Source organism: Paenibacillus marchantiophytorum, from assembly GCF_014640555.1.
Classification (GTDB): Bacteria; Bacillota; Bacilli; order Paenibacillales; family NBRC-103111; genus Paenibacillus_E; species Paenibacillus_E marchantiophytorum.
The window spans coordinates 151,012-170,953 of record NZ_BMHE01000011.1 but is presented as its reverse complement, the minus strand read 5'-3'; the positions used below and the strand labels follow the sequence as shown (position 1 = coordinate 170,953).

The following is a 19,942-nucleotide window of genomic DNA, read 5'->3' as shown; positions in this document are numbered from 1 at the left end:
CTACGAGAAATAAGGAAGGAGCTTGCTTAACCGCTGCTCCTTTTTTTCATGCCCTAAGAATAAAACTGACTTGACACAGGTGAATTGTGGTGTTAATTTTTACTGGAAGATATAGACAAAACGTAAAAACCACATTTTTCAATAGGAGGCATTCATGCGTATTATTTATCTGGATATCGATTCGCTTCGGCCTGATCATATGGGCTGCTATGGATACAAGCGAAACACGACGCCAAATATTGACGCGATTGCTGCGCAAGGAGTGCGCTTCAACGATTGTTATTGCGCCTCGTCGCCATGTGTTCCTTCGCGGGCAAGTTTTATGAGCGGACGCTTTGCGATTAACCACGGAGCGCTGACGCATTGGGGACCGGGATACAATTTTTACTATCCGGAAGGGGAAAGTCATAGCGAGCCCTACGCCTTTTTTACACGCAGACTGCGGGATGCTGGGTACAAAACGGTTACCTTTTCATCGTTCGGTGATCGACATCATGCCTGGTGGTATTTTGCAGGGTGGAACGAGATCCATACGTATACGATGAAGGAAGGCAACGAAGATGCGGATGAAGTGAATGCGGCCGTCATTCCGTGGTTGAAGCAGCATGGCAGAGCGGATAATTATTTTTTGCATATCCAATATTGGGACCCGCATACGCTGTACACGTCCCCTCCGGAGTATGCGGGGCAATGGAAGGATCAAGCGGCCAAACCATTCCCGTCTGAGGAAATCATCAAAGAACACCAAAGTGACATCTTCCCCCATTCGGCTAAGTATCTGCATACGGATAGCGAGTTTCCTGAAACGATGCCGCAGCGAATCGAGAATCGAGCTGATTTTGTGCACTTGTTGAATGGATATGATGGCGGGATTAGCTACATGGACAAGCATGTGGGTGAAATCCTTGATACGTTAGGTGAGTTGGGTATTGCGGACGACGTCAGTTTCATTATTAGCTCAGATCATGGCGAATCCATGGGTGAGCACGGTATTTATGCCGAACATGCCAGCGCGACGGAGTCAGTCCATCATTTGCCGCTTATTATCAAAGTGCCGGGAGTAACAACGCCGGGTACAGTTGTAGACGGTTTCGTATACAACGTTGATGTGGTTGCGACCATTACGGATCTTGTCGGTTTGGAAGTTCCTTCGGGTTGGGACGGCAAGTCATTCAGTCCTGCATTGCGGGGGGAAGACTGGCAAGGACATGACTATTTGGTCATGGATCATGGCTTATATACATGTCAGCGGGCTGTGAGGGATGCCGTCTGGTCTTATATCCGCACGTATCATTCAGGCTTATATCAGTTTGATCCCGTTAGTCTTTATCACATTGAAACCGATCCGAACCAAACGACCAATGTGGCAGCCCAAAACCCCGATGTGGTTGCGGAGATGGAACGCCGTTTGTCACAGTGGAAAGCAGAACAAAACGGTTTGCATGGACATATCGCAGATCCGATGGATGCGGTGATTGAGACGGGGCCTTGGAAGTATGTGACCTTGGACAGTTGGATAAACAAGCTGGAGGACGAAGGCGCACATGAGGCTGCGGAGACGTTAAGGTACAAGTACAAGAACGGGATCGCGCATTAGAAAAAGGAAGTTACGCAGCTAGCTGTAGCTGTGCAGCTTCCTTTTTTCGTTAGAAACGTTAGTCTTAACTATCTCAGGGAGTAAGATGCGAGAAGGACAGATGCTTGTCAAGGACGAAATTGGCTGCCCCGAGGGCGCCGCCGATATCTTTAAACTGTCCAATCTTCACATCTGTGCTTTTGGAGAGCGTGCTCATTGCGCGTTGACGCATAACGGTCTCCGCTATTTTTACGTACAGGAAGCTGTCTTTTGGAATGGGCCCTCCGAGAATAATGGCTTCTGGATTAAGCAGATTCACCAGATTGGCTAAGGCAGTCCCTAGGTATGCAGCAGCTTTATGAATGATCTGCTCCGAAAACACATCTCCGTTTTCAGCCGCTTGACATAGATGTTCAGCTCGCAAGAGTTGTAAGTCGAAATCGGGTTGCAGCTGCAAGGAGGAGGTCGCGCCTAAACGCAGCTGTTTGCGCGCTTCAAGCTCTATCGCTTGGGAGGTTGCTACCGTTTGCAGACATCCGGTGTTCCCACAAGGACAGAGAGGGCCGTTTTCAGTAACGGTCGTATGTCCGATTTCCCCAGCTCCGCCATTAGCGCCATGAATGAGTTCGCGATTGACGTAAATACCTGCGCCAATACCGGCATCTATGCCGATATAGATCATATGATTATAATGTTTACCTGCTCCGTAGCGGCACTCGGATAACCCTCGGGCGCGGCTGCGGTTAAGTAAAGCCGTCTGCCAACCAAGCTCTTTTTCGAATAACTTTGCCCATTCCACTTGCTGCCATCCGAGCACAGCTGAGCTGCGCAAGATGCCTTGATGAGAATCTACGATGCCAGGCATGGCGATGCCAAGCAAGGGGATAATGTGACTTTTGCCTAAATTTGAAATAAAGGCAGGCAGCTCATCAATTAATGCGCGATAAGCGGCCTCTTGGGTGAGGGGGCTGACTGCAATCCGCCGACTGTCTATGGTATTGCCCAGAAGATCAAAAGCGCCCAGCATCCAGCCTTGCTGATTGAGGTCAGCACCCAGCACAAGATGCGAACCCGGAACTAAGGATAAATTAGTTGGGGGCCTGCCTCCAGTGGATTGACGGAGTTCAGTTTCTTGCGCCAAGCCGAGTTCAATTAATTCCTGAATAGAGATGGATATGGTGGCTCTGCTTAAATCCGTCTGATTGGCTAGCTCAATGCGAGACATGGTGCCGTAGACGCGCAGGATTTGAATGATGGTCGTTTTACTGCCTTTTTGATCCACAACCTTACGAATATGATCCATAGAAATTCCTTCCGCTTATCGAGGTACTTAAAAAATAACAAAATCAGCACAAGATAGCAATGAGGAACCAACTGACAGGGCACATTATTATATAGTTTATAAAATAGTATGTTTAAATATTGACAAAAGTAATAATTGTAATGTAAGATCAATTTGAAATATCGTTTTGTATTAAATCCGATAATTTCAATGTGATTAATACGAATAAATGAACCGGGAAATGGAAAATTCGCATGAGGGGAGTGCAGAGGAAAGTGATGAATGATAACCCTCATATTGTTTTGATTATGGCTGACCAATTGAGATGGGACGCGCTTGGCACGCATACCCCTCACTTGAATCAACTTCGATCAGAGAGTGTTGACGTAGAGAAGGCCTATTGCGCATCTCCTTTATGTGTGCCTGCTCGAGGCGCTTTCCTTACTGGCAAATACCCGAATGTGAATGGCTCACTTATTAATCCGTGGACGGAACAGGAGAAACACTATGGCAATGTTCTCTCCGAACATGTCCATTGGTATGATCTATTGGAGCAGGATTGGGACAGTTGGCATACTGGTAAACAGCACCTATTCACCGATCCGAAGCTGGAACGATTAACGGACAGCAAGACGCGCTGGCTTCCGCTTGAAGGACGCTATGAAGCGTTCCTGAAGGAAGAGGGAAAGAAGAAGCCAGGGGGCTCGGCTTATCGAGGTATTGTCCCCGAGCTTGTTTACGGGAGGGTGACACGCAAACGGAACTATTCGATTCCCACCGTGGGCCGATTTGATGAGGGACTTGATTATTTTTACGACGGTTTTATTCTTCGTGATGCTCTGCATGCGATTCGGAATCGCGATCAAAGCAAGCCGTTTGCGCTCAATGCGATGTTTCTTGCCCCGCATCCTCCTCTACACATACCCGATCCGTGGTATTCCATGGTTCAAGAAGCGGATTTGCCTAATAACGTAGGTGTGTGGGGGAATAACCAATCTCCTCTTCAGCTTTATAATTTGCCAGGCATGTTAGGAAGCTCTTACACCCGTGAGGAGTGGCAGCATATTTGGCAGGCTTACCTCGGCCTCGTCGCATTACTCGACCATTGTGTCGGTGAGCTGATTGCTGAATTGAAGCGCCAGGACATGTATGATGAGACACTTATCATTTTTGCAAGCGATCATGGTGAAATGCTCGGTTCGCACCGACTGTGGCAAAAGATGTGCATGTATGAGGAAGCTGTGAAGACGCCTGTATTTCTGAAATTTCCACTAAGCTTATCTCCGGCGATTCAACGAATCACTGACCCTGTCAGCGCTGTGGACATTGTCCCAACGCTCTGTGATTACTTAGGGCTCGAGCCGCCTGAAGGAGTTTCCGGCCTTACGCTGATGCCGCTCATCCGGGGTGAAAAGAAGCGGTTGGAGAGAGAACGAATTTTTATCCAATTTGACGGAAACGGGGCAAGGAGCAACTTCCAACGTTGTGTTGTGGAACAACGTTATAAGCTCATTGTGGATATTTTTAAAGATGAGATATTTATTGAACTGTATGATATACAGGCTGATCCTGAGGAGATGTGCAACCTTGCTTACCAATTGGGGGAGCGTATACGGATTCTAACGATGGTTGGGCATTTAAGGGCACACATGAAAGTGACTGGTGATTTGCTGGAATTGCCTGAGGATTTGTATGAGCGGTTCTTAGCCGATTATGCCCCCTTTCAAGCGTAGCGTTCAAGGTCGAGAAGGGATGATATGGATGTCAACGGAAGCTGACAAGGACCAAGATTGGTTAGAAGAGACTTGGCGGAAAACAGTTGCGAAGATGACGCAAGCAAGTGATACCATTGGCAGTGAATTTGTTCATGTATCCCGTGATGGAATGTATGACCGCACTGATTCTCATGTCTGGACGGCCGGCTTCTGGCCAGGGCTGCTCTGGCTCGTTTATCGGGATACGAGCAAAGAGCGTTTTCGTGAACTGGCGGAACAATGCGAGCGGAGGCTCGATACATCTATCGAAGAATTCATGAGATTGCACCATGATGTCGGTTTTATTTGGTCGCTTGCTTCAGTAGCGAACTATAAGCTTACAGGCAATCTAGCTTCGAGGCTTCGAGCCCTCAAAGTGGCGGCTTGGCTTGCGGGGCGCTACAACCTGCGCGGCAAGTATATCCGAGCTTGGAACGATTATGCGGGCATCGGACAGAAGAGAAATGCCGGTTGGGCAATTATCGATTGCACGATGAACTTGAGCTTGCTATTCTGGGCTTCCGAGGAGATTGGAGATCCCCGGTTCAAGCATATAGCTTCTGAACATGCGGATACGGTGCTCCGTGAGTTTGTAAGAGAGGATGGTTCCTGCTGCCACATCGTTTCATTTGATCCTGAAACCGGACAACGGATCGAAGCGCTGGGCGGTCAAGGCTACGCGCCTGACTCGGCATGGGCAAGAGGCGCAGCGTGGGCGATATACGGTCTAGCCTTATGCTACCGCTATACGAAGGCAGAAAAATATAGGCATGGCAGCCAGCGAGTGGCCGATTTCTATTTGGCCAATTTGCCTGAGGACAGCGTGCCCTATTGGGATTTCAGGCTGCCGACAGAGGAAGGGGCGCCCAAAGATTCCTCTGCGGCGGCGATCGCCGCAAGCGGGTTGCTGCTTTTGGCTCGATGCGAAGATACGGAGCGGTCACGCCACTATGAAGCGGCCGCCAGGCGAATGATGAGATCCCTAAGCGATTATTACGCGGTGTGGGATCTTGAGGATGAAGCGATTTTACTTCATGGCACGGGCAATTACCCAGCTAATAAAAATATCGACGTTGGCTTGATCTATGGTGATTATTTCTTCGTTGAAGCACTTGCGAAGCTGCGGGGACAGATGGAGACATTTTGGTAATTGAGAAGACCTTAACATGCTACCCTACCAAGGAGACGATCGACGATGAATATATATTGGGGAGATTTACATAATCACTGTGGCATCAGCTACGGCTTCGGCGGCTTGGACAATGCTTTGAAGGCGGCTAAAGGCCAGTTGGACTTTTGTGCGATTATTGGACACGCCTCCTGGTATGATATGCCCGCACGCGCGGAAGGATTGGAGTATTTAGTTGATTTTCACATGGAAGGCTTCGCCAAGCTGCGCAGAGACTGGGAGCAGGTTCGCAACACGGTGCGGACCTACAATGTGCCGCATGAATTCGTTACCTTCCAAGGTTACGAAGCGCACTCCAGCCAATACGGGGACCATCATTTCCTATCTCCAGACGATGATCTTCCGTTAGTCGAGGGTAGTTCCATTCCAGTCATATTGGAGCAATTGAGTTCGTACCAAGTCATTGCAGTGCCGCATCATGTTGGGTACACGCCGGGCTATCGAGGGGGAAATTGGAGCAGCTTTAATTCATCGGTCAGCCCCATAGTTGAAGTGTATTCTAAGCACGGCAGCGGCATGTCGGATCATAGTCCTTATCCCTACTACCATGATATGGGGCCGAGAGATTCAAGATCCAGTGTGTATGCGGCATTAGCTCTCAAGCACCGATTCGGATTCGTTGGGTCTACGGATCATCATGCGGGGTATCCGGGTTCCTATGGTGACGGCCGTCTGGCGGTTTGGGCGGAAGCGAAAACGAGAGAGTCGATCTGGGAAGCTCTCTTAGCACGCAGGACGTATGCGGTGACAGGGGATAAAATCGCTTGTAGATTCACACTAAACGGAGCTCCGATGGGCAGCGAAGTGAAGGCCAACCATCGGCGGTTGGAATTAGAAGTAACGGCTTGTGATCAAATTGATAAAATTGTCGTCTACAAAAACTTGAAGCCACACCAAATCATTAACGGCGAGCTGCTGGCAGACAAGGCAGCGTTATCGAAGACTCCTGCTAACCATTACAAAATAAAGGTGGAGTCGGGATGGGGCAACGCGAAAAATGGCTTGGCTTGGCAGGGGAAAGCAGATTTAGCAGGTGGACAACTGCGCTCCGTGGAAACGTGCTTCCGTGGACGCAGTATTCTGGCTCCGACGCCTGATATCAAGGATGATCCAACCATGAATGCGCTAGGTAATGCGATTGTTAGTCAAACGGATTCTTGCGTAGAGTGGACTTGTACCACTTTCCGCAATCCGACCACACTTCACCCACATACAGCGGGGCTGATTCTTGAGGTAGAAGGCAATGAACATACAGAGGTTCGTGTAGAGCTAAATGGAAAGTCAATGACGGCAACAATCGGAGAATTGCTTGAAGGCAACCGGACCACCCATCTGCAGGCATACAATTCCGCAGCTTTCATGATCCATCGAGCTGTTCAGCAGCATCAGTATACGGTGAAGGAAGCATGGAACGACGATAGCGTCGAGTCGGACTGCGATGTCTATCATGTGGAAATTCGCCAAGTCAATGGGCAATATGCTTGGATTTCACCTATCTATGCACTGGCTGAATAAGATGGCTTCGCTGCTTGGATCTACTATCATCATAAGACGATTGACCGGACCGCCGGAGACGTCTTCCTGGGTATTTTGCCAAGGGAAGAGTCTCTTTTTTTGTGCCTAAAAAACGCTTGAGCCAGTCATTAAATGGCGTAGAAGGGGGAATGTAAAAATGGAGGCTGCTCCGCAACCAAACAAGCGTGCTAAACGCACGCGCTTGAAGTTTCATTACCGCACAACCAAGGAACTATGGTGTTTGCTCTTTATTGCGCCGCAGCTTCTACTGTTTTTGTTGTTCACGATATATCCCATCTTTATGAGCTATCTATATGCCTTTTTCAACTGGAATGGCTATGGACCACTAAATGAATTCGTCGGGTTTGATAATTTTAAGGAAACCCTCTTAGACCCTATATTCTGGAATGCATTTCGCAACAGCTTGGTTTTCATGGTCTGGTTAGTTGCCATTCAGGTACCCATCGCCCTGCTCGTGGCGTTACTGCTAAATGCCAGCTGGATGCGTGGAAAAATTTTCTATCGTACCTTGATCTTTCTTCCGGTTGTTACGACAACGGCCGTCGTTGGATTGGTGATGCGCTTCCTATTTGGCGCGTACAAAGGGATGTTTAACGAAGTGCTTCTCAAGATTGGGCTGATCGACAAACCAATTGATTGGCTGGGCTCGGTGGACACGGCGATGCTGATTGTCATTTTGGTAGGGATTTGGAAAAGCTTTGGTATGAAGCTAATTTACTGGCTTGCAGGCATCCAGTCGCTGCCGAAGGATTTATTCGAGGCTGCGCGAATTGACGGGGCTTCTGCCCTACAGTTGTTCCGTTATATTACGGTACCGCTGTTAATCCCCGTAGGAAGTGTAATTCTGCTCCTTTCGGCGGTGAACGCTCTGCATGTGTTCGATCTTGTTAAAGCAATGACGGACGGTGGTCCCGCGTTCAAGACAGATATGGTGGATGTCTATATATATCGGTATGCCTTTTCGGGAAAAGGCGAGGCGCGAGTCGGCTTTGCGTCGGCGGCGGGAGTGCTTTATGGGATTGTCGTCATGGTGATTTCCTTATTGATGGGCTTGCTAGTCAAACTGACTGGCGGACGCAAATCCGCCCAGCATTAGGTTAAGGAGGATAAACGTACAATGATAAAAAAAATAGCCGGTCGTTCGCCGTTCATTGGACTTGTTCACCTCGTGCTGATCGGTCTAGGTTTGATATGGATCTATCCATTCATATGGATGGTGATGGCTTCGTTCAAAACGAACACCGAATATATCACCTCGGGCATTGCGCTGCTGCCTAATAAGTTTCAGTTGGACAACTATAAACGAGCCTGGGAGACAGCGCATTTCTCCGTATATTTCTGGAATACTGTAATCGTCACGCTTGCTGTCGTATGCATTGTTGTTACTGTAAGCTCATTGACGGGCTATGCCATTGGCCGTTTTCGTTTTCGCGGGAGACTGATCTTCCTTTCCACCATTACTGCCACGATGTTCATGCCGAAGGGATATACCATTATTCCAGTGTATACACTTGTGAATATGCTTGGGCTCAACAACTCGCTTTGGGGAATCATTTTGGCGGAGGTCGGCGGGGGGCACGTCGTATTCATTCTGTTGTTCGTGGCTTATTTTCGGGGTTTGCCAAAAGAACTAGATGAATCTGCTGAGATGGATGGAAGCAGTTTTATCAGAACGTTCGTTCAAATTATGCTGCCTCTGTCCAAACCGATGTTAGCCACTGCGGCGATCATGCAATTCATGTGGACATGGAATGCGTTTCTTATGCCCTTGGTTTTTACCCTGTCTAAGCCCAATTTGCGTACCTTGGGTGTCGGCATGTTCCAATTCGTCGGCGAACAGACGATGGATTGGACAGGGATGGCGGCGGCGGCCAGCATTTCATTATTACCTATCTTAGTCGTATTTATTGCCTTGCAGCGTTACTTTATCGAGGGTGTCGCTGGAGCGGTTAAAGGATAAATAGAAGTGAAATCAGATACTTTATTTGAACAAAGGAGGCTATAACAAATGATCGCAGCAAAATTGAAAATGTGGGGTACGCTCACTGTAGGTACCGCTCTCCTGTTGAGCGGCTGCTCGGGGAGCACGGGAAATGGGGAAAAGGCAAACGAAACACCTTCGGCAGCAGAAGGAAGCGGCAAAGAAGTCGTGCTCACGCTGTGGGGCGGGGATGACTTTCTGAAAGGTGAGGAAAGCCCAGGCCAGCGTATGGTGAAGCAATACAACGAAAAGAACAAAGGGAAAATTCGCGTTGAAGCTAAGTATATGCCATGGGCGGAATATCACACCGCGATTCAAGCAGCCGCAACTTCGAACGAGTTGCCAGATGTGTTCGTGACGCCACAGAACGTAGATATTCGAACGGTTGTAGCGAATGGCTGGGCGCTTCCTTACGACGGTCTGGTTTCGGACAACTGGAAGAAGCAGTTTGCCGAGGGCTCTTTCGCAGAAGGGGTTAACGTGATTGATGGAAAAACATACGCTTGGCCCGTAACAGGTCCGACACTGAGCACGATTCTTTATTACAATAAAGATGTTTTGAAAAATGCAGGTCTCGATCCGGAGAAACCGCCAAAGACTTGGGATGAGCTGCGCAGCATGTCCAAGACCGTAACCGATAAGGGGAAGGGTGATGTTTACGGACTTGTTTTCGCTGGCGGAGAGAGCGCGACGGCTTCAGGGATTAATAAAATCGTCGACGGACTCGCAGCGGGAATTTCGAAGGATGAAATTGGTGATGGCGCCTCGCGGTTTAACTATAAGACGGGAACCTATGCCTTTGATTCGCGAGCTGCGATTGACTCTTACAATTTCTTGAATCAATTGAAAATTGACGGCAGCATTTTACCCTCCTCCTACACGATGAAGCTTGCCGAATCGACTGTCTTATTTGGACAAGCCAAAGCCGCATTTTTCATTGAAGGTCGGGCACGGATGTGGATTATTAAACGAGATACGCCAGATGCGCATTTCGGGCTAGCGCAAGTGCCTACACAAGATGGCGGCAAGACGAGCTCATTTTATACGCGTGCAGGTGGTACGGGGTATTTGATCTCTGCTAAAACAAAGCATGCCAAAGAAGTGGGTCAATTTATCGAGAATGGCTTCGCTGCGCCGTTATTTTACGAGAAATATCTGAATAGCGGGGTTGCTTTGACACCGATCGAAAGTATTAATAACAACAAGGCTTTGTACCCGTATCCGGAATTTAATCAGTTCGTTCAGTTGCATAAGGACTTATTGCATGAGCGTCCGAACTACGCAGTAAGAAATCCACAAACGGCGCAGGTCATTGTAGAGCTAGGCGCACTGTCTCAGCCGAAAATTAAGCCAAGCTACGGAGAGATTTTGCAGGCCGCTCTGGCAGGCGCACAGAAAGATTTGCCAGGCGCGCTCAAGGCGTATAACGAAAAAGCAAACAAAGGCCTGGATGACGCGATAAATAAAGTAAAAGGCGCAGGCGTAAATGTAAGTCGGAATGACTTTGTTTTTCAGAATTGGGACCCTGCCAAAGACTACACCACAGCTGATTATAGTCAGTTGAAGTAAATTTCAAAATAAGATAATGGAGACGTGATGAATGTGGGTAAAAAGTTTGCACGGAAATGGAGATTAATGATGAGTCTCCTTGTATTTACGCTGGTCATTTCATCAAGTTTGACTGCTGTGCCGCAAGAAGCGCTAGCTGCTGACGATTACTCGAAGACGGAATCTTTCGAAGGAAATGCCGTGCCCTCGACATGGACGTTAGAGAATGGCGGTTCACAGGCATTGTCGGCCAAACATTATAAGAATGGTCAAAAGTCCCTCCTGTGGACGTGGACGAACGGCTCCAAGCTGAGAGATACACAACCGAGCAATTTGGCAGCAGCCAATGTCAAAAATGGCGGTATGAAATTATGGATTTACAACGAAACGCCAGTTAATGATAAAGTCACTTTTAATTTTGGCAAAACGACGGAAATTAATAGCGGAATCTATCATTACACGTTCAGTGCCAATTTGAACTTCAAGGGCTGGAGAGCGATTTGGGTAAGGTTCCAAGAGGAAGGAAATAATCCCGCCTATACCAAAAGCCAAAGCAATGCGCTGGAAGTCATGCAGATCGTTCCCCCCGCATCGGTACCCTCGGGCAGTTTATATTTCGATAATCTAGAGTTCTCCGCTGCTATGATTAAAGTGAGATCAGCGGATTATCAGATGCCTAAGCCAGGGATTGATGTAGGGGCTGGTACTTGGGATAACGTATATTATTATAGCCAACAGACGCCTACCATTCCGCTTGAACCTACGATCACACAGCCGCAAATTGATGCGTTTGGTCTCATTTCCAGTAAATATGAGAAGTGGATCTACGGCGATGCCCTTCAGTACGCAGGATTGACGGGGCCTTTGAAAACGCGATACGATTCGCTTCAAACTTTCATTACAGCAGGCGTTGCTGCCTATAATGGCTTGAATATTGTAAGACAAGCGGACGGAACAATCACTGGTAATGCGCTATACGCAAGTCGAGATCCTCATTTGCCTAAATTCGGTGAGGATGTTAGCAAAAGAGTGCTTCTTCCCTTAGTGTTTGACTATAAAATCAATGGCAATGCGGCAAGCAAGCAGAAGGTTATGAATGTTCTCGATTATATGAATGATCAGGGCTGGGCGGATGGCAGTGCTTTGGGTACCCAAGATCATGAGACGAATAAGAACAACGGTTATTTTCATGCGATTTATTTAATGAGAAATGAACTGAAAACAGCTGGTATTTATGAAAGGGAGCTGAAAACAAGCTTCTGGTACGCTAATTTTGGTAAAACATTCGATAATTCGGTATACGAGGAAACGACTTCAGATGAGTTTAGAACGAAATTTATTTACGATTTGGTTTACGTACTGGGCTTAGATAACACGCCGAAAAAAGTGCAATATATGAAGGGTCTTCTCGGCATGTACGAGCAAGCTTTGCAAATTGCGCCAGGATATGCGGATACGATTAAGCCAGACGGCACGCTGTTTCATCATAGAGGCACGTATATGAACGCATATGGGCCAGATGCCCTCCACATGGCATCCCTTATTGCCTATTTTGTTGGTGGAACGCCATTTGCCTTATCTAACGAAGCTTTTAATAATATTAAAACCGGGCTGCTTACAGAAGAATTAGTATCTAATAAATACGATATGCCAATCGGGGCTACAGGCAGATTCCCGGCACAAACAAGGGCTATCACAGGAATGCTGCCCGCTTATGCGTATTTAGCACTTGCCAAAAATCCAGTAGACAGTGAACTGGCTTCAACGTTTATGAGATTTTGGGACCCGCAGTCACCGCTTTTGGCAACAGAGCTATTCCAGTCGGCAGACACCTATGGCGTAGCTTATCTGGATACGCTCGGAGGGCTCCAGCTAGCTGACAATCTGTCCAAAGCCGGATATAGTCCGAAACCAAGTCCTCAAGGATTTTGGGTGAAGCCCTACGCGGCCTTGGCGATAAACCGCATAAATGAAAGCCTTGTGGGGTTAAAAGGATGGAGCCAGTATGTATGGGATTTTGAGGGCTCTAACAAGTATAATCCACAAACGACAGAAAATTTATCGCAAAACTTGTATGGACGTTATCAAAGCTATGGCAATTTGGAAATTATTAATAACGGCCCAACCTCGGGTATTGTGGAAAGTGGGATTCATGTTGGCGCTGGCTGGGACTGGAGTCGTTGGCCGGGAACTACCATTAAGCATTTGACGCTGCCTGAACTGGCCCTTTCAACAACAGGTCCCACGCGCTCATTTACTGACAGTACTTTTGTAGGGGGGGTTACGTTTAAAAATCAATACGGACTATTCGCAATGAACCTGCATGATACGGTCTTCGATACGAGCTTTAAAGCCAATAAATCGGTGTTTTTCTTCGGTGATAAGATAATCAATCTGGGATCAAATATTGAGAACACAGATGCTGGCCATGCCACCGAAACGGTTCTGTTTCAGACCTACATGCCCACGAGTAGAACGCCGTTCTGGCTCAACTCGACGACTCCGATCGTCAATGCAACCCAGAACACGACCCTTACTGGCAATGTAAAGGCTTGGCTAGTAGACCCTTACGGAAATGGCTATGTACTGCCTAATTCATCAGGAGTAGTCATTCAACGGGGGGTGCAATATTCGAAGGATAACTCAGGGTCAGCAGATACGAGCGGCAATTATACAACAGCTTATATTAATCATGGTCCTGCTCCATCAGCAGGAGAATATGAGTATGCGATTAAGGTAGGAGCGGGTGCGCAAGGTACAGCAGATTTCGCTGCCAACATGCAATACAAGGTTCTGCAGAAGGACAGTAATGCCCACATTGTACAAAATACGGAGCCAGGGAAAAATCTAACAGGCTATGCCATATTCAACAGCAAAGCCCCGATTGGCTTCGGCGCTTTGCGAAGCAGCAGTGATCCTGTGACCGTGATGATTCACACGATCAACAACAATGAGCTTGCGCTGAGCATGTCCGACCCAGATCTGAGGCTTCCAAAATATACGAATCAAACCATACCAGACAACGATGTTATTCAACCGAGTGTGTTGAAGAAGGTTACGCTCACGATTAGTGGCGTATGGCATTTGAAGGAAGTTAGTGCGAATGCTCGGGTCAAAAGTACGACGACAACAACGACCATTTTGGAGTTTGATTGTGTGGATGGCAAGACGATCGAAGCAGCGCTTATTAAATAAGATTTCTGCGTTGAAGCTGAATATGAATGGAAGGGGGATCTCATGTTAAAAAAGAAATGGCAAATTATCACGGCAGGATCCGTAGGAGCCGCTATGCTGCTCACGGCAGGATGCTCAGAAAGCACTCCGAATGGTACAGCGCAAACGGATACGCCCAATGGGCAGGAAACGGTCATCACCGTTTGGGGTTTAAGCGATTTCTTGAAGGGTGAGGAAAGCCCAGGTCAGCGAATGATTAGCGAGTTCAATGAGAAAAACAAAGGGGAAATTCGGGTTGAAGGCAGGTATATGCCGGCAGCTGAATATAACACCGCCATCCAAGCCGCCATTACCTCAAATGATCTCCCAGATATTTTCCAGACGCCGTCCAATTCCGATATTCGTACCTTTGTTGCGAACGGGCATGTATTGCCCTTTGACGGTCTAGTGTCGGATAGCTGGAAAGGCAGGTACTTGGAAGGAAGTTTTGCTGAAGGCGTGAATGTCATCGATGGCAAAATCTATAGCTGGCCGTTAACCGGACCGACGCTGGGGTCTATTTTATACTACAACAAGGAGGTCTTGAGCAAAGCCGGTCTAGATCCTGAAACTCCCCCCAAAACGTGGGATGAGCTCCGGGAAATGTCCAAAGTTATCACCGCAAAAGGCAAAGGCGATGTGTACGGACTCGTACTCGGCGGCGGTGAAACAGGGATAGCAGGCTCTGTCAATGCTTTTGCCGCCGGTGTCGCGCCTGAGCAAGTTGGAGGGTTCAATTATCAGACAGGCAAATACGCCTATGATGGTAAGGCAACACTTGAATCATTCGAATTCCTTCAAAAACTGAAGCAGGACGGAAGCATTCTCCCTTCGTCGTATACGATAAAATTAGCAGAGGCTGCCGTTTTATTCGGTCAAAATAAAGCCGCGTTCCTAATCGACGGCCGTGCCCGGATGTGGCTTCTGAAAAGAGATACGCCGGAAGCCAAATTCGGTCTAGCCGTTGTACCGACTCCGGATGGCAGCAAGCCGACTTATTATTATGTTCCTTCGAATCCAACGGGATATATGATTTCTTCCAAAACTAAGCATTCCAAGGAAGTAGGCATGTTTCTCGAGAATGGTTTTACAGATCCGATGTTTTATGAGAAGTACCTGAAGAGCGGGGTCGCTTTAACTCCAATCGACAGCATTAATACGAACAAATCGCTGTACCCGTATCCAGAATTTGAAACGTTCATTCAGCTCCATAAAGATTTGCTTCGAGTGAGACCGGACTATGCAGTGAGGAATCCGCAGACGGCCAAAGTTATTGTCGAATTGAGCTCGATCGATCAGCCAAAGATTAAGCCCGGATACAATGAAATTTTGCAGGCCTTGTTGTCAGGCGCGCAAAAAGATGCTTCCTCCCAATTGAAGGGATATAACGACAAGCTGAACAAAGGCCTCGAGGATTCAGTCAGCAAGGTGAAGACATCTGGCGCTAACGTGGATTTGAAAGATTTTGCATTTCCAAACTGGGATTTGAAGAAAGACTATACAACAAATAATTATAAAGAGCTTAAATGACAGAGGAGGAAATCATTTGAGTAACAGCATCTTATTTATTTCAGATGAACACAACCCTCGCTATTCATCGGTATTTGGCCACAGCTTCCTCCGGACACCGAACCTTGAGCGTTTGGCTGAGCAAGGCACGTTATACGAAAACGCTTATTGTCCTTCACCACTTTGCTCTCCAAGCCGATCAGCCTTCATGTCGGGCAGGCGAGTACATGATATTCAAGCCTACAGCAACTGCAGCGTCGGACTTCGTACCGACTTTCCAACTTATGGAAAATCACTGAAGGAGCAGGGCGTTTATACGGCTCACTTCGGCAAAACGCACGTTTACGAGCAAGGGGACAAGCTGGGATTCTCCGAAATTCATTATAGCAAGGATCAGAAACGGAGGCCTGGTGACACCAACTTCGTGCGCAGACCGCTAGCGATCCGTCAGGATGCCGCTGAGAGAGCAGACGGCTACGGAGTAAAGGAAACCGCATTTGATGATGATCTTATGGTCATGCAAGGCGCACTCGAGTGGCTCGAACAGGTGGCCCCAACGTTGAGCCAGCCATGGTGTTTAACCATTAACCTGTTGAACCCGCACTTCCCTCAGTGGAATACCCAAGAATTGTGGGACCTTTACCCGGAGGGAGCGGACTTGCCTCGCTACGGTAAAGAAGTGGAAAGTGCGAAGCATCCATACGCACAGGACCTTCGCGACCATTTCCAAACTGATTTATTTACGGATGCTCAGATAAGGGGTCTTAGAAGAGGCTATTTAGGTAACGTTAGCTTTATCGATCAGCAGTTGGGGAGACTGTTGGATTGTGTGCAGGAGAAGGGACTCCAAGGAGATACGAATATTATTTATTCCTCAGATCATGGAGAGATGCTCGGTAAATTCGGTATGTGGTGGAAATGTTCGCTGTATGAGGATTCTGTACGGATCCCATGCATTGCGGCAGGCCCTGATTTTGAGAAGGGAAAGCGAGTGAAGACTCCCGTGGATTCCCACGATATTCAATCCTCATTGTTCTATGCGGCAAAGGCAGAAAGACCCGAACACTGGGTCGGTCAGCCGCTGCAGGTCATACAGGAAGATGGAACAGAACGGGTTGTGTTCTCAGAGTATCATGGACATGGCACCCGAAGCGGGGCTTTTATGATTCGCAAAGGTGAATGGAAGCTGATCCATTACTGTGAGGGACCACACCAGCTTTTTCAGCTGCAGGACGATCCGGAAGAGCTTCACAATGTGTATGCCTTGTATCCACATAAGGCCGATGAACTTGAAGCGGAGCTTAGACGTATTTGCTCACCGGAGATTGAAAATGAGAGGGCGCATGAATTTCAGAGGGGGCAGCAGCAGGAGCTGCAGAGATCACTCTGATCAAATATGGCTGAGATATGCGGGGTTTCCGTATCCCTTAGTAAGTATAGATCGGTTCGCAGCAAACTCCGCATTCACGAGTTCGAAGTATACGGAAATTAACGGCAGCGCCGTTGGCGTTCATCCCAGCACTTTGGGATGGACGCCTTTTTCTCCTAGGGGGGGGCAAGGAATCCCGATATCCGCGATGCAATGTTTGTATGGCGGTGGTGATTTCATATCCTTCGTCGAATTGCCATCGAGCAGTAAATTCGAGGAATTGTCGCAAAAAATATCACAGCTCGATGTCAATAATATCATCAAATCTTGATAGATGAAAAAATAGAGCATAATATTATAGCCAGAGGAACTGAGACAGAGGAGAGATACATATGAATTCATTTGTGGAGAATAGACATGCTTCGTTGCGAGAGGCTGAAAGGAAGGCGGCTGAACTTTTCCAAGCGATCGAAGATAAGAATATAGTAAGGAGCGGTACAACCGAAAAGCAGATTAATCGTGATATCTATGACTTGGCGTTCCAAATGTTCGGAATTAAGAAATACTGGCATAAACGTATTGTCCGAGCGGGCAAAAATACGTTGCATCCGTATAAAGAAAATCCTCCCGACTTGACTGTCCTTGAGGATGATATTGTTTTTCTTGATTTTGGTCCGATTTTTGAAGATTGGGAGGCTGATTTCGGCCGGACATACGTGCTTGGAGAAGATCCAACTAAAACAAAACTACGTCATGATATTGTACAAGCTTGGGATGAAGGAAAAGCCTATTTTCAATCTAAACCTAATATGACAGGTAGTGAACTATTTGCCTTTGTTAGTGATCTTGCCCACAAATATGGTTGGGAATTCGGAGGACCACACGCAGGTCATCTCATAGGTGAATTCCCACACGAAGAAATCCAGGGAGAAGAAGTTGAGAACTATATTCATCCCGACAATCATATTTCCATGAGAGAACCTGATACAAACGGTCACCCGCGAGATTGGATTTTGGAGATCCATTTTGTTGATCGGGAATTGGAAATTGGCGGGTTTATCGAACAATTATTAACGGTTGATTAACCTAACGGAGCGATGATAGCATCGTCCGATTGTGGGGAGAACATGAGAATAGCGATGCACAGCGTGCGCTCCCGAGAAGGCTGCCGATATCAAAGGGGGCGGCCTTCGATAAGGGAACCTCGATCCGTTGTTTTAGCAAAAAGTGTCCCTAGTTCCCTTTGGGCTATGTGATGACACAGAACCGTCGAGTGAAAAGGAACTATGATCCGCTAAATGGCGGGAACTGGGGTAAAAGCAGCATGAGAGGGAACTGAGGTAATCTATTTAAGCAGATTATGCTGATTCCGACCGGAAAATGGTGAAATAGCGGAACGTAGTTCCTTTTGGAGTGGAATTTGGCGTGATTCAGCATTATAGCGGATCCTAGTTCCCTTTGAGCTATGCGATGACACATAGGAACCGACAGTTCCCTTAATAGAATTTGTCGCTTGCAAGAGCCTCATCATTCAGAGCGGCAAAGCCGTTTTTGTCATTCCTGTTCTTTTAGCCCCCAAAATCATTGGTTACATCGATTCTCGGCTATTTGGAGAAGCAATCCCCAGGGAGGTTATTGAATAACAGGAGGACTTGCTTAGGATGCCGCGAATACCTAAATAAGCACAAACGAACATAGAAGGAGTGTATACCATGCCAATTCCATTAAATGAAATTCAATTTTATAAAAACTTTGATGAACTTGCTAAGGATGTTTTAGACATGGCAAAAGAATTTATGCCGGACAGGTTAATTTACTTAACCACTTTTACAGAAACACAGCAAATTATTCTAAAGCTTTCTGAAACTAACACGAGTATTCAAATAAGTGAAGGCATGATTATAGAGCGCAATGACACTGTTTGTAACAGAATTGACTTTGAAAAAAGCCTCCCTTTAATTTTTGAAGATATGAGTAGAGAAACTAACTTGGATGATCTGCGAAAAGCACTAATTGCAGCTAACATTAATTCATATTTGGGGATACCTATTATTCTTTCTAGTGGGAAGGAATTCGGAACTTTGTGTGCTGTCCATACAAATGCAAGCGTTTTCAATGTGAAGGGCATACAAATGCTCCAAAGAATAGCGAAGTTGTTCTCCCATTACTTAGAGCTAGAGCGTATTGCTTATAGAGATTCCTTAACAGGACTTTATAACCGGCAGTTTCTTTATAAGTATTTTGAAGAAATTCCTGCGACAGGAGGAACGTTATTCTTTCTTGATTTAGATGGTTTTAAAAAGATAAATGACATACTTGGACATGATGCAGGGGATTTAGTATTAAGGGAAGTGGCTTTAAGGCTTGAAAATTTGGTGCAGCAATATCATGGTTTTGCCGTTAGGTTAGGTGGGGATGAATTCATTCTTAACATTATTGATATATCTTCCAAAGAAGAAACTAGTAAGTTAGCGCAAAGTGTGCTCTCTCGACTATCATCTTGGGATACTCAGCTAGAGGAGCTTCAACTGTCAGCTAGCATCGGGATTGTAACGTATGCTGCAAACGAGAATAACAACTTGAAAGTTTTACTCAAAAATGCTGACAATGCCTTATATCGAGCAAAAGCAAGCGGAAAGAATGCCTATCAATTTTTTTAGCCAAGCTATGATCTGACTTATTATGTGGATAAATTAAATGAAGTTAGAAACAGAACATTTGAATTATTTAAAACAGTGGATGATAGCTGGCTATACGCCGAAGAAGAGTTCTGGTATAAAAAACAAGCCAATCATTATTTCATGTGGTTTCACGTTTTTGAGGATGAAATCAATCATAGGGGTCAAATCAATTTGATAAGAAAGAGATTAAAGGTATTGGAGTAATAGAGAAGAGATAGTTAATTGGAGTTTTCCTTCACAGACACTAACGAGGAATGACAGTTTAACATAAGAAAGGGCTGCTCTGTAATCAAGGAGTTACCAC

Annotated in this window: 14 protein-coding genes; 13 read left to right on the top strand and 1 reads right to left on the bottom strand. The window is 46.7% G+C overall.

The genetic code is table 11. From position 1 onward, the window contains the following. The first annotated feature begins 154 nt into the window (after window positions 1–154). On the top strand, window positions 155–1,597 hold the full coding sequence (locus IEY34_RS13605; protein ID WP_189012408.1) for a sulfatase family protein: 1,443 nt from the start codon (window positions 155–157) through the stop codon (window positions 1,595–1,597). Window positions 1,598–1,670: 73 nt separating this feature from the next. Here IEY34_RS13605 and IEY34_RS13600 read toward each other — a convergent pair whose 3' ends face one another. Beyond that, window positions 1,671–2,879 carry an ROK family transcriptional regulator gene (locus IEY34_RS13600; RefSeq protein ID WP_189012407.1) on the bottom strand — a complete coding sequence of 403 codons (1,209 nt, stop codon included), beginning with the start codon at window positions 2,877–2,879 and terminating at the stop codon, window positions 1,671–1,673. Window positions 2,880–3,136: 257 nt separating this feature from the next. On the opposite strand from IEY34_RS13600, the gene IEY34_RS13595 reads away from it, so the two are divergent. The 12 genes from IEY34_RS13595 to IEY34_RS13540 all read left to right on the top strand — a co-directional run bounded on the left by IEY34_RS13595 (window position 3,137) and on the right by IEY34_RS13540 (window position 19,617). Next, on the top strand, window positions 3,137–4,591 hold the full coding sequence (locus IEY34_RS13595; RefSeq protein WP_189012425.1) for a sulfatase family protein: 1,455 nt from the start codon (window positions 3,137–3,139) through the stop codon (window positions 4,589–4,591). Between the two features lie 28 nt (window positions 4,592–4,619). Then, the gene (locus tag IEY34_RS13590; RefSeq protein ID WP_189012406.1) at window positions 4,620–5,762 is read left to right on the top strand and encodes a glycoside hydrolase family 88 protein; all 1,143 of its coding nucleotides are present in this window, start codon (window positions 4,620–4,622) and stop codon (window positions 5,760–5,762) included. 45 nt (window positions 5,763–5,807) lie between these two features. Continuing rightward, window positions 5,808–7,316 carry a DUF3604 domain-containing protein gene (locus IEY34_RS13585; RefSeq protein ID WP_189012405.1) on the top strand — a complete coding sequence of 503 codons (1,509 nt, stop codon included), beginning with the start codon at window positions 5,808–5,810 and terminating at the stop codon, window positions 7,314–7,316. A 157-nt stretch (window positions 7,317–7,473) separates the two neighbouring features. Beyond that, window positions 7,474–8,433: a carbohydrate ABC transporter permease gene (locus tag IEY34_RS13580; protein WP_189012404.1), complete on the top strand. Its 960-nt coding sequence runs from the start codon at window positions 7,474–7,476 to the stop codon at window positions 8,431–8,433. Between the two features lie 21 nt (window positions 8,434–8,454). Next, entirely contained in the window at window positions 8,455–9,297 is an 843-nt protein-coding gene (locus IEY34_RS13575; RefSeq protein ID WP_189012403.1) for a carbohydrate ABC transporter permease, read from the top strand. Window positions 9,298–9,345: 48 nt separating this feature from the next. Further along, on the top strand, window positions 9,346–10,887 hold the full coding sequence (locus IEY34_RS13570; RefSeq protein ID WP_189012402.1) for an ABC transporter substrate-binding protein: 1,542 nt from the start codon (window positions 9,346–9,348) through the stop codon (window positions 10,885–10,887). Window positions 10,888–10,920: 33 nt separating this feature from the next. Further along, complete coding sequence (locus IEY34_RS13565) at window positions 10,921–14,061, top strand: chondroitinase family polysaccharide lyase (protein ID WP_373291246.1); 3,141 nt, start codon at window positions 10,921–10,923, stop codon at window positions 14,059–14,061. A gap of 42 nt (window positions 14,062–14,103) precedes the next feature. Continuing rightward, window positions 14,104–15,609 carry an ABC transporter substrate-binding protein gene (locus IEY34_RS13560; RefSeq protein WP_189012393.1) on the top strand — a complete coding sequence of 502 codons (1,506 nt, stop codon included), beginning with the start codon at window positions 14,104–14,106 and terminating at the stop codon, window positions 15,607–15,609. Between the two features lie 16 nt (window positions 15,610–15,625). Further along, window positions 15,626–16,978, top strand: coding sequence for a sulfatase family protein (locus IEY34_RS13555; RefSeq protein WP_189012384.1), 1,353 nt, complete (start codon window positions 15,626–15,628; stop codon window positions 16,976–16,978). Next, entirely contained in the window at window positions 16,932–17,288 is a 357-nt protein-coding gene (locus IEY34_RS13550; RefSeq protein ID WP_189012427.1) for a hypothetical protein, read from the top strand. Before IEY34_RS13555 ends, IEY34_RS13550 begins: the two co-directional genes overlap by 47 nt. A 61-nt stretch (window positions 17,289–17,349) precedes the next feature. Beyond that, window positions 17,350–18,042 carry a M24 family metallopeptidase gene (locus IEY34_RS13545; protein ID WP_189012382.1) on the top strand — a complete coding sequence of 231 codons (693 nt, stop codon included), beginning with the start codon at window positions 17,350–17,352 and terminating at the stop codon, window positions 18,040–18,042. Between the two features lie 627 nt (window positions 18,043–18,669). Continuing rightward, window positions 18,670–19,617 (top strand): sensor domain-containing diguanylate cyclase, encoded by a 948-nt coding sequence (locus tag IEY34_RS13540; protein ID WP_189012380.1) that lies wholly within the window; start codon window positions 18,670–18,672, stop codon window positions 19,615–19,617. Window positions 19,618–19,942 lie beyond the last annotated feature (325 nt).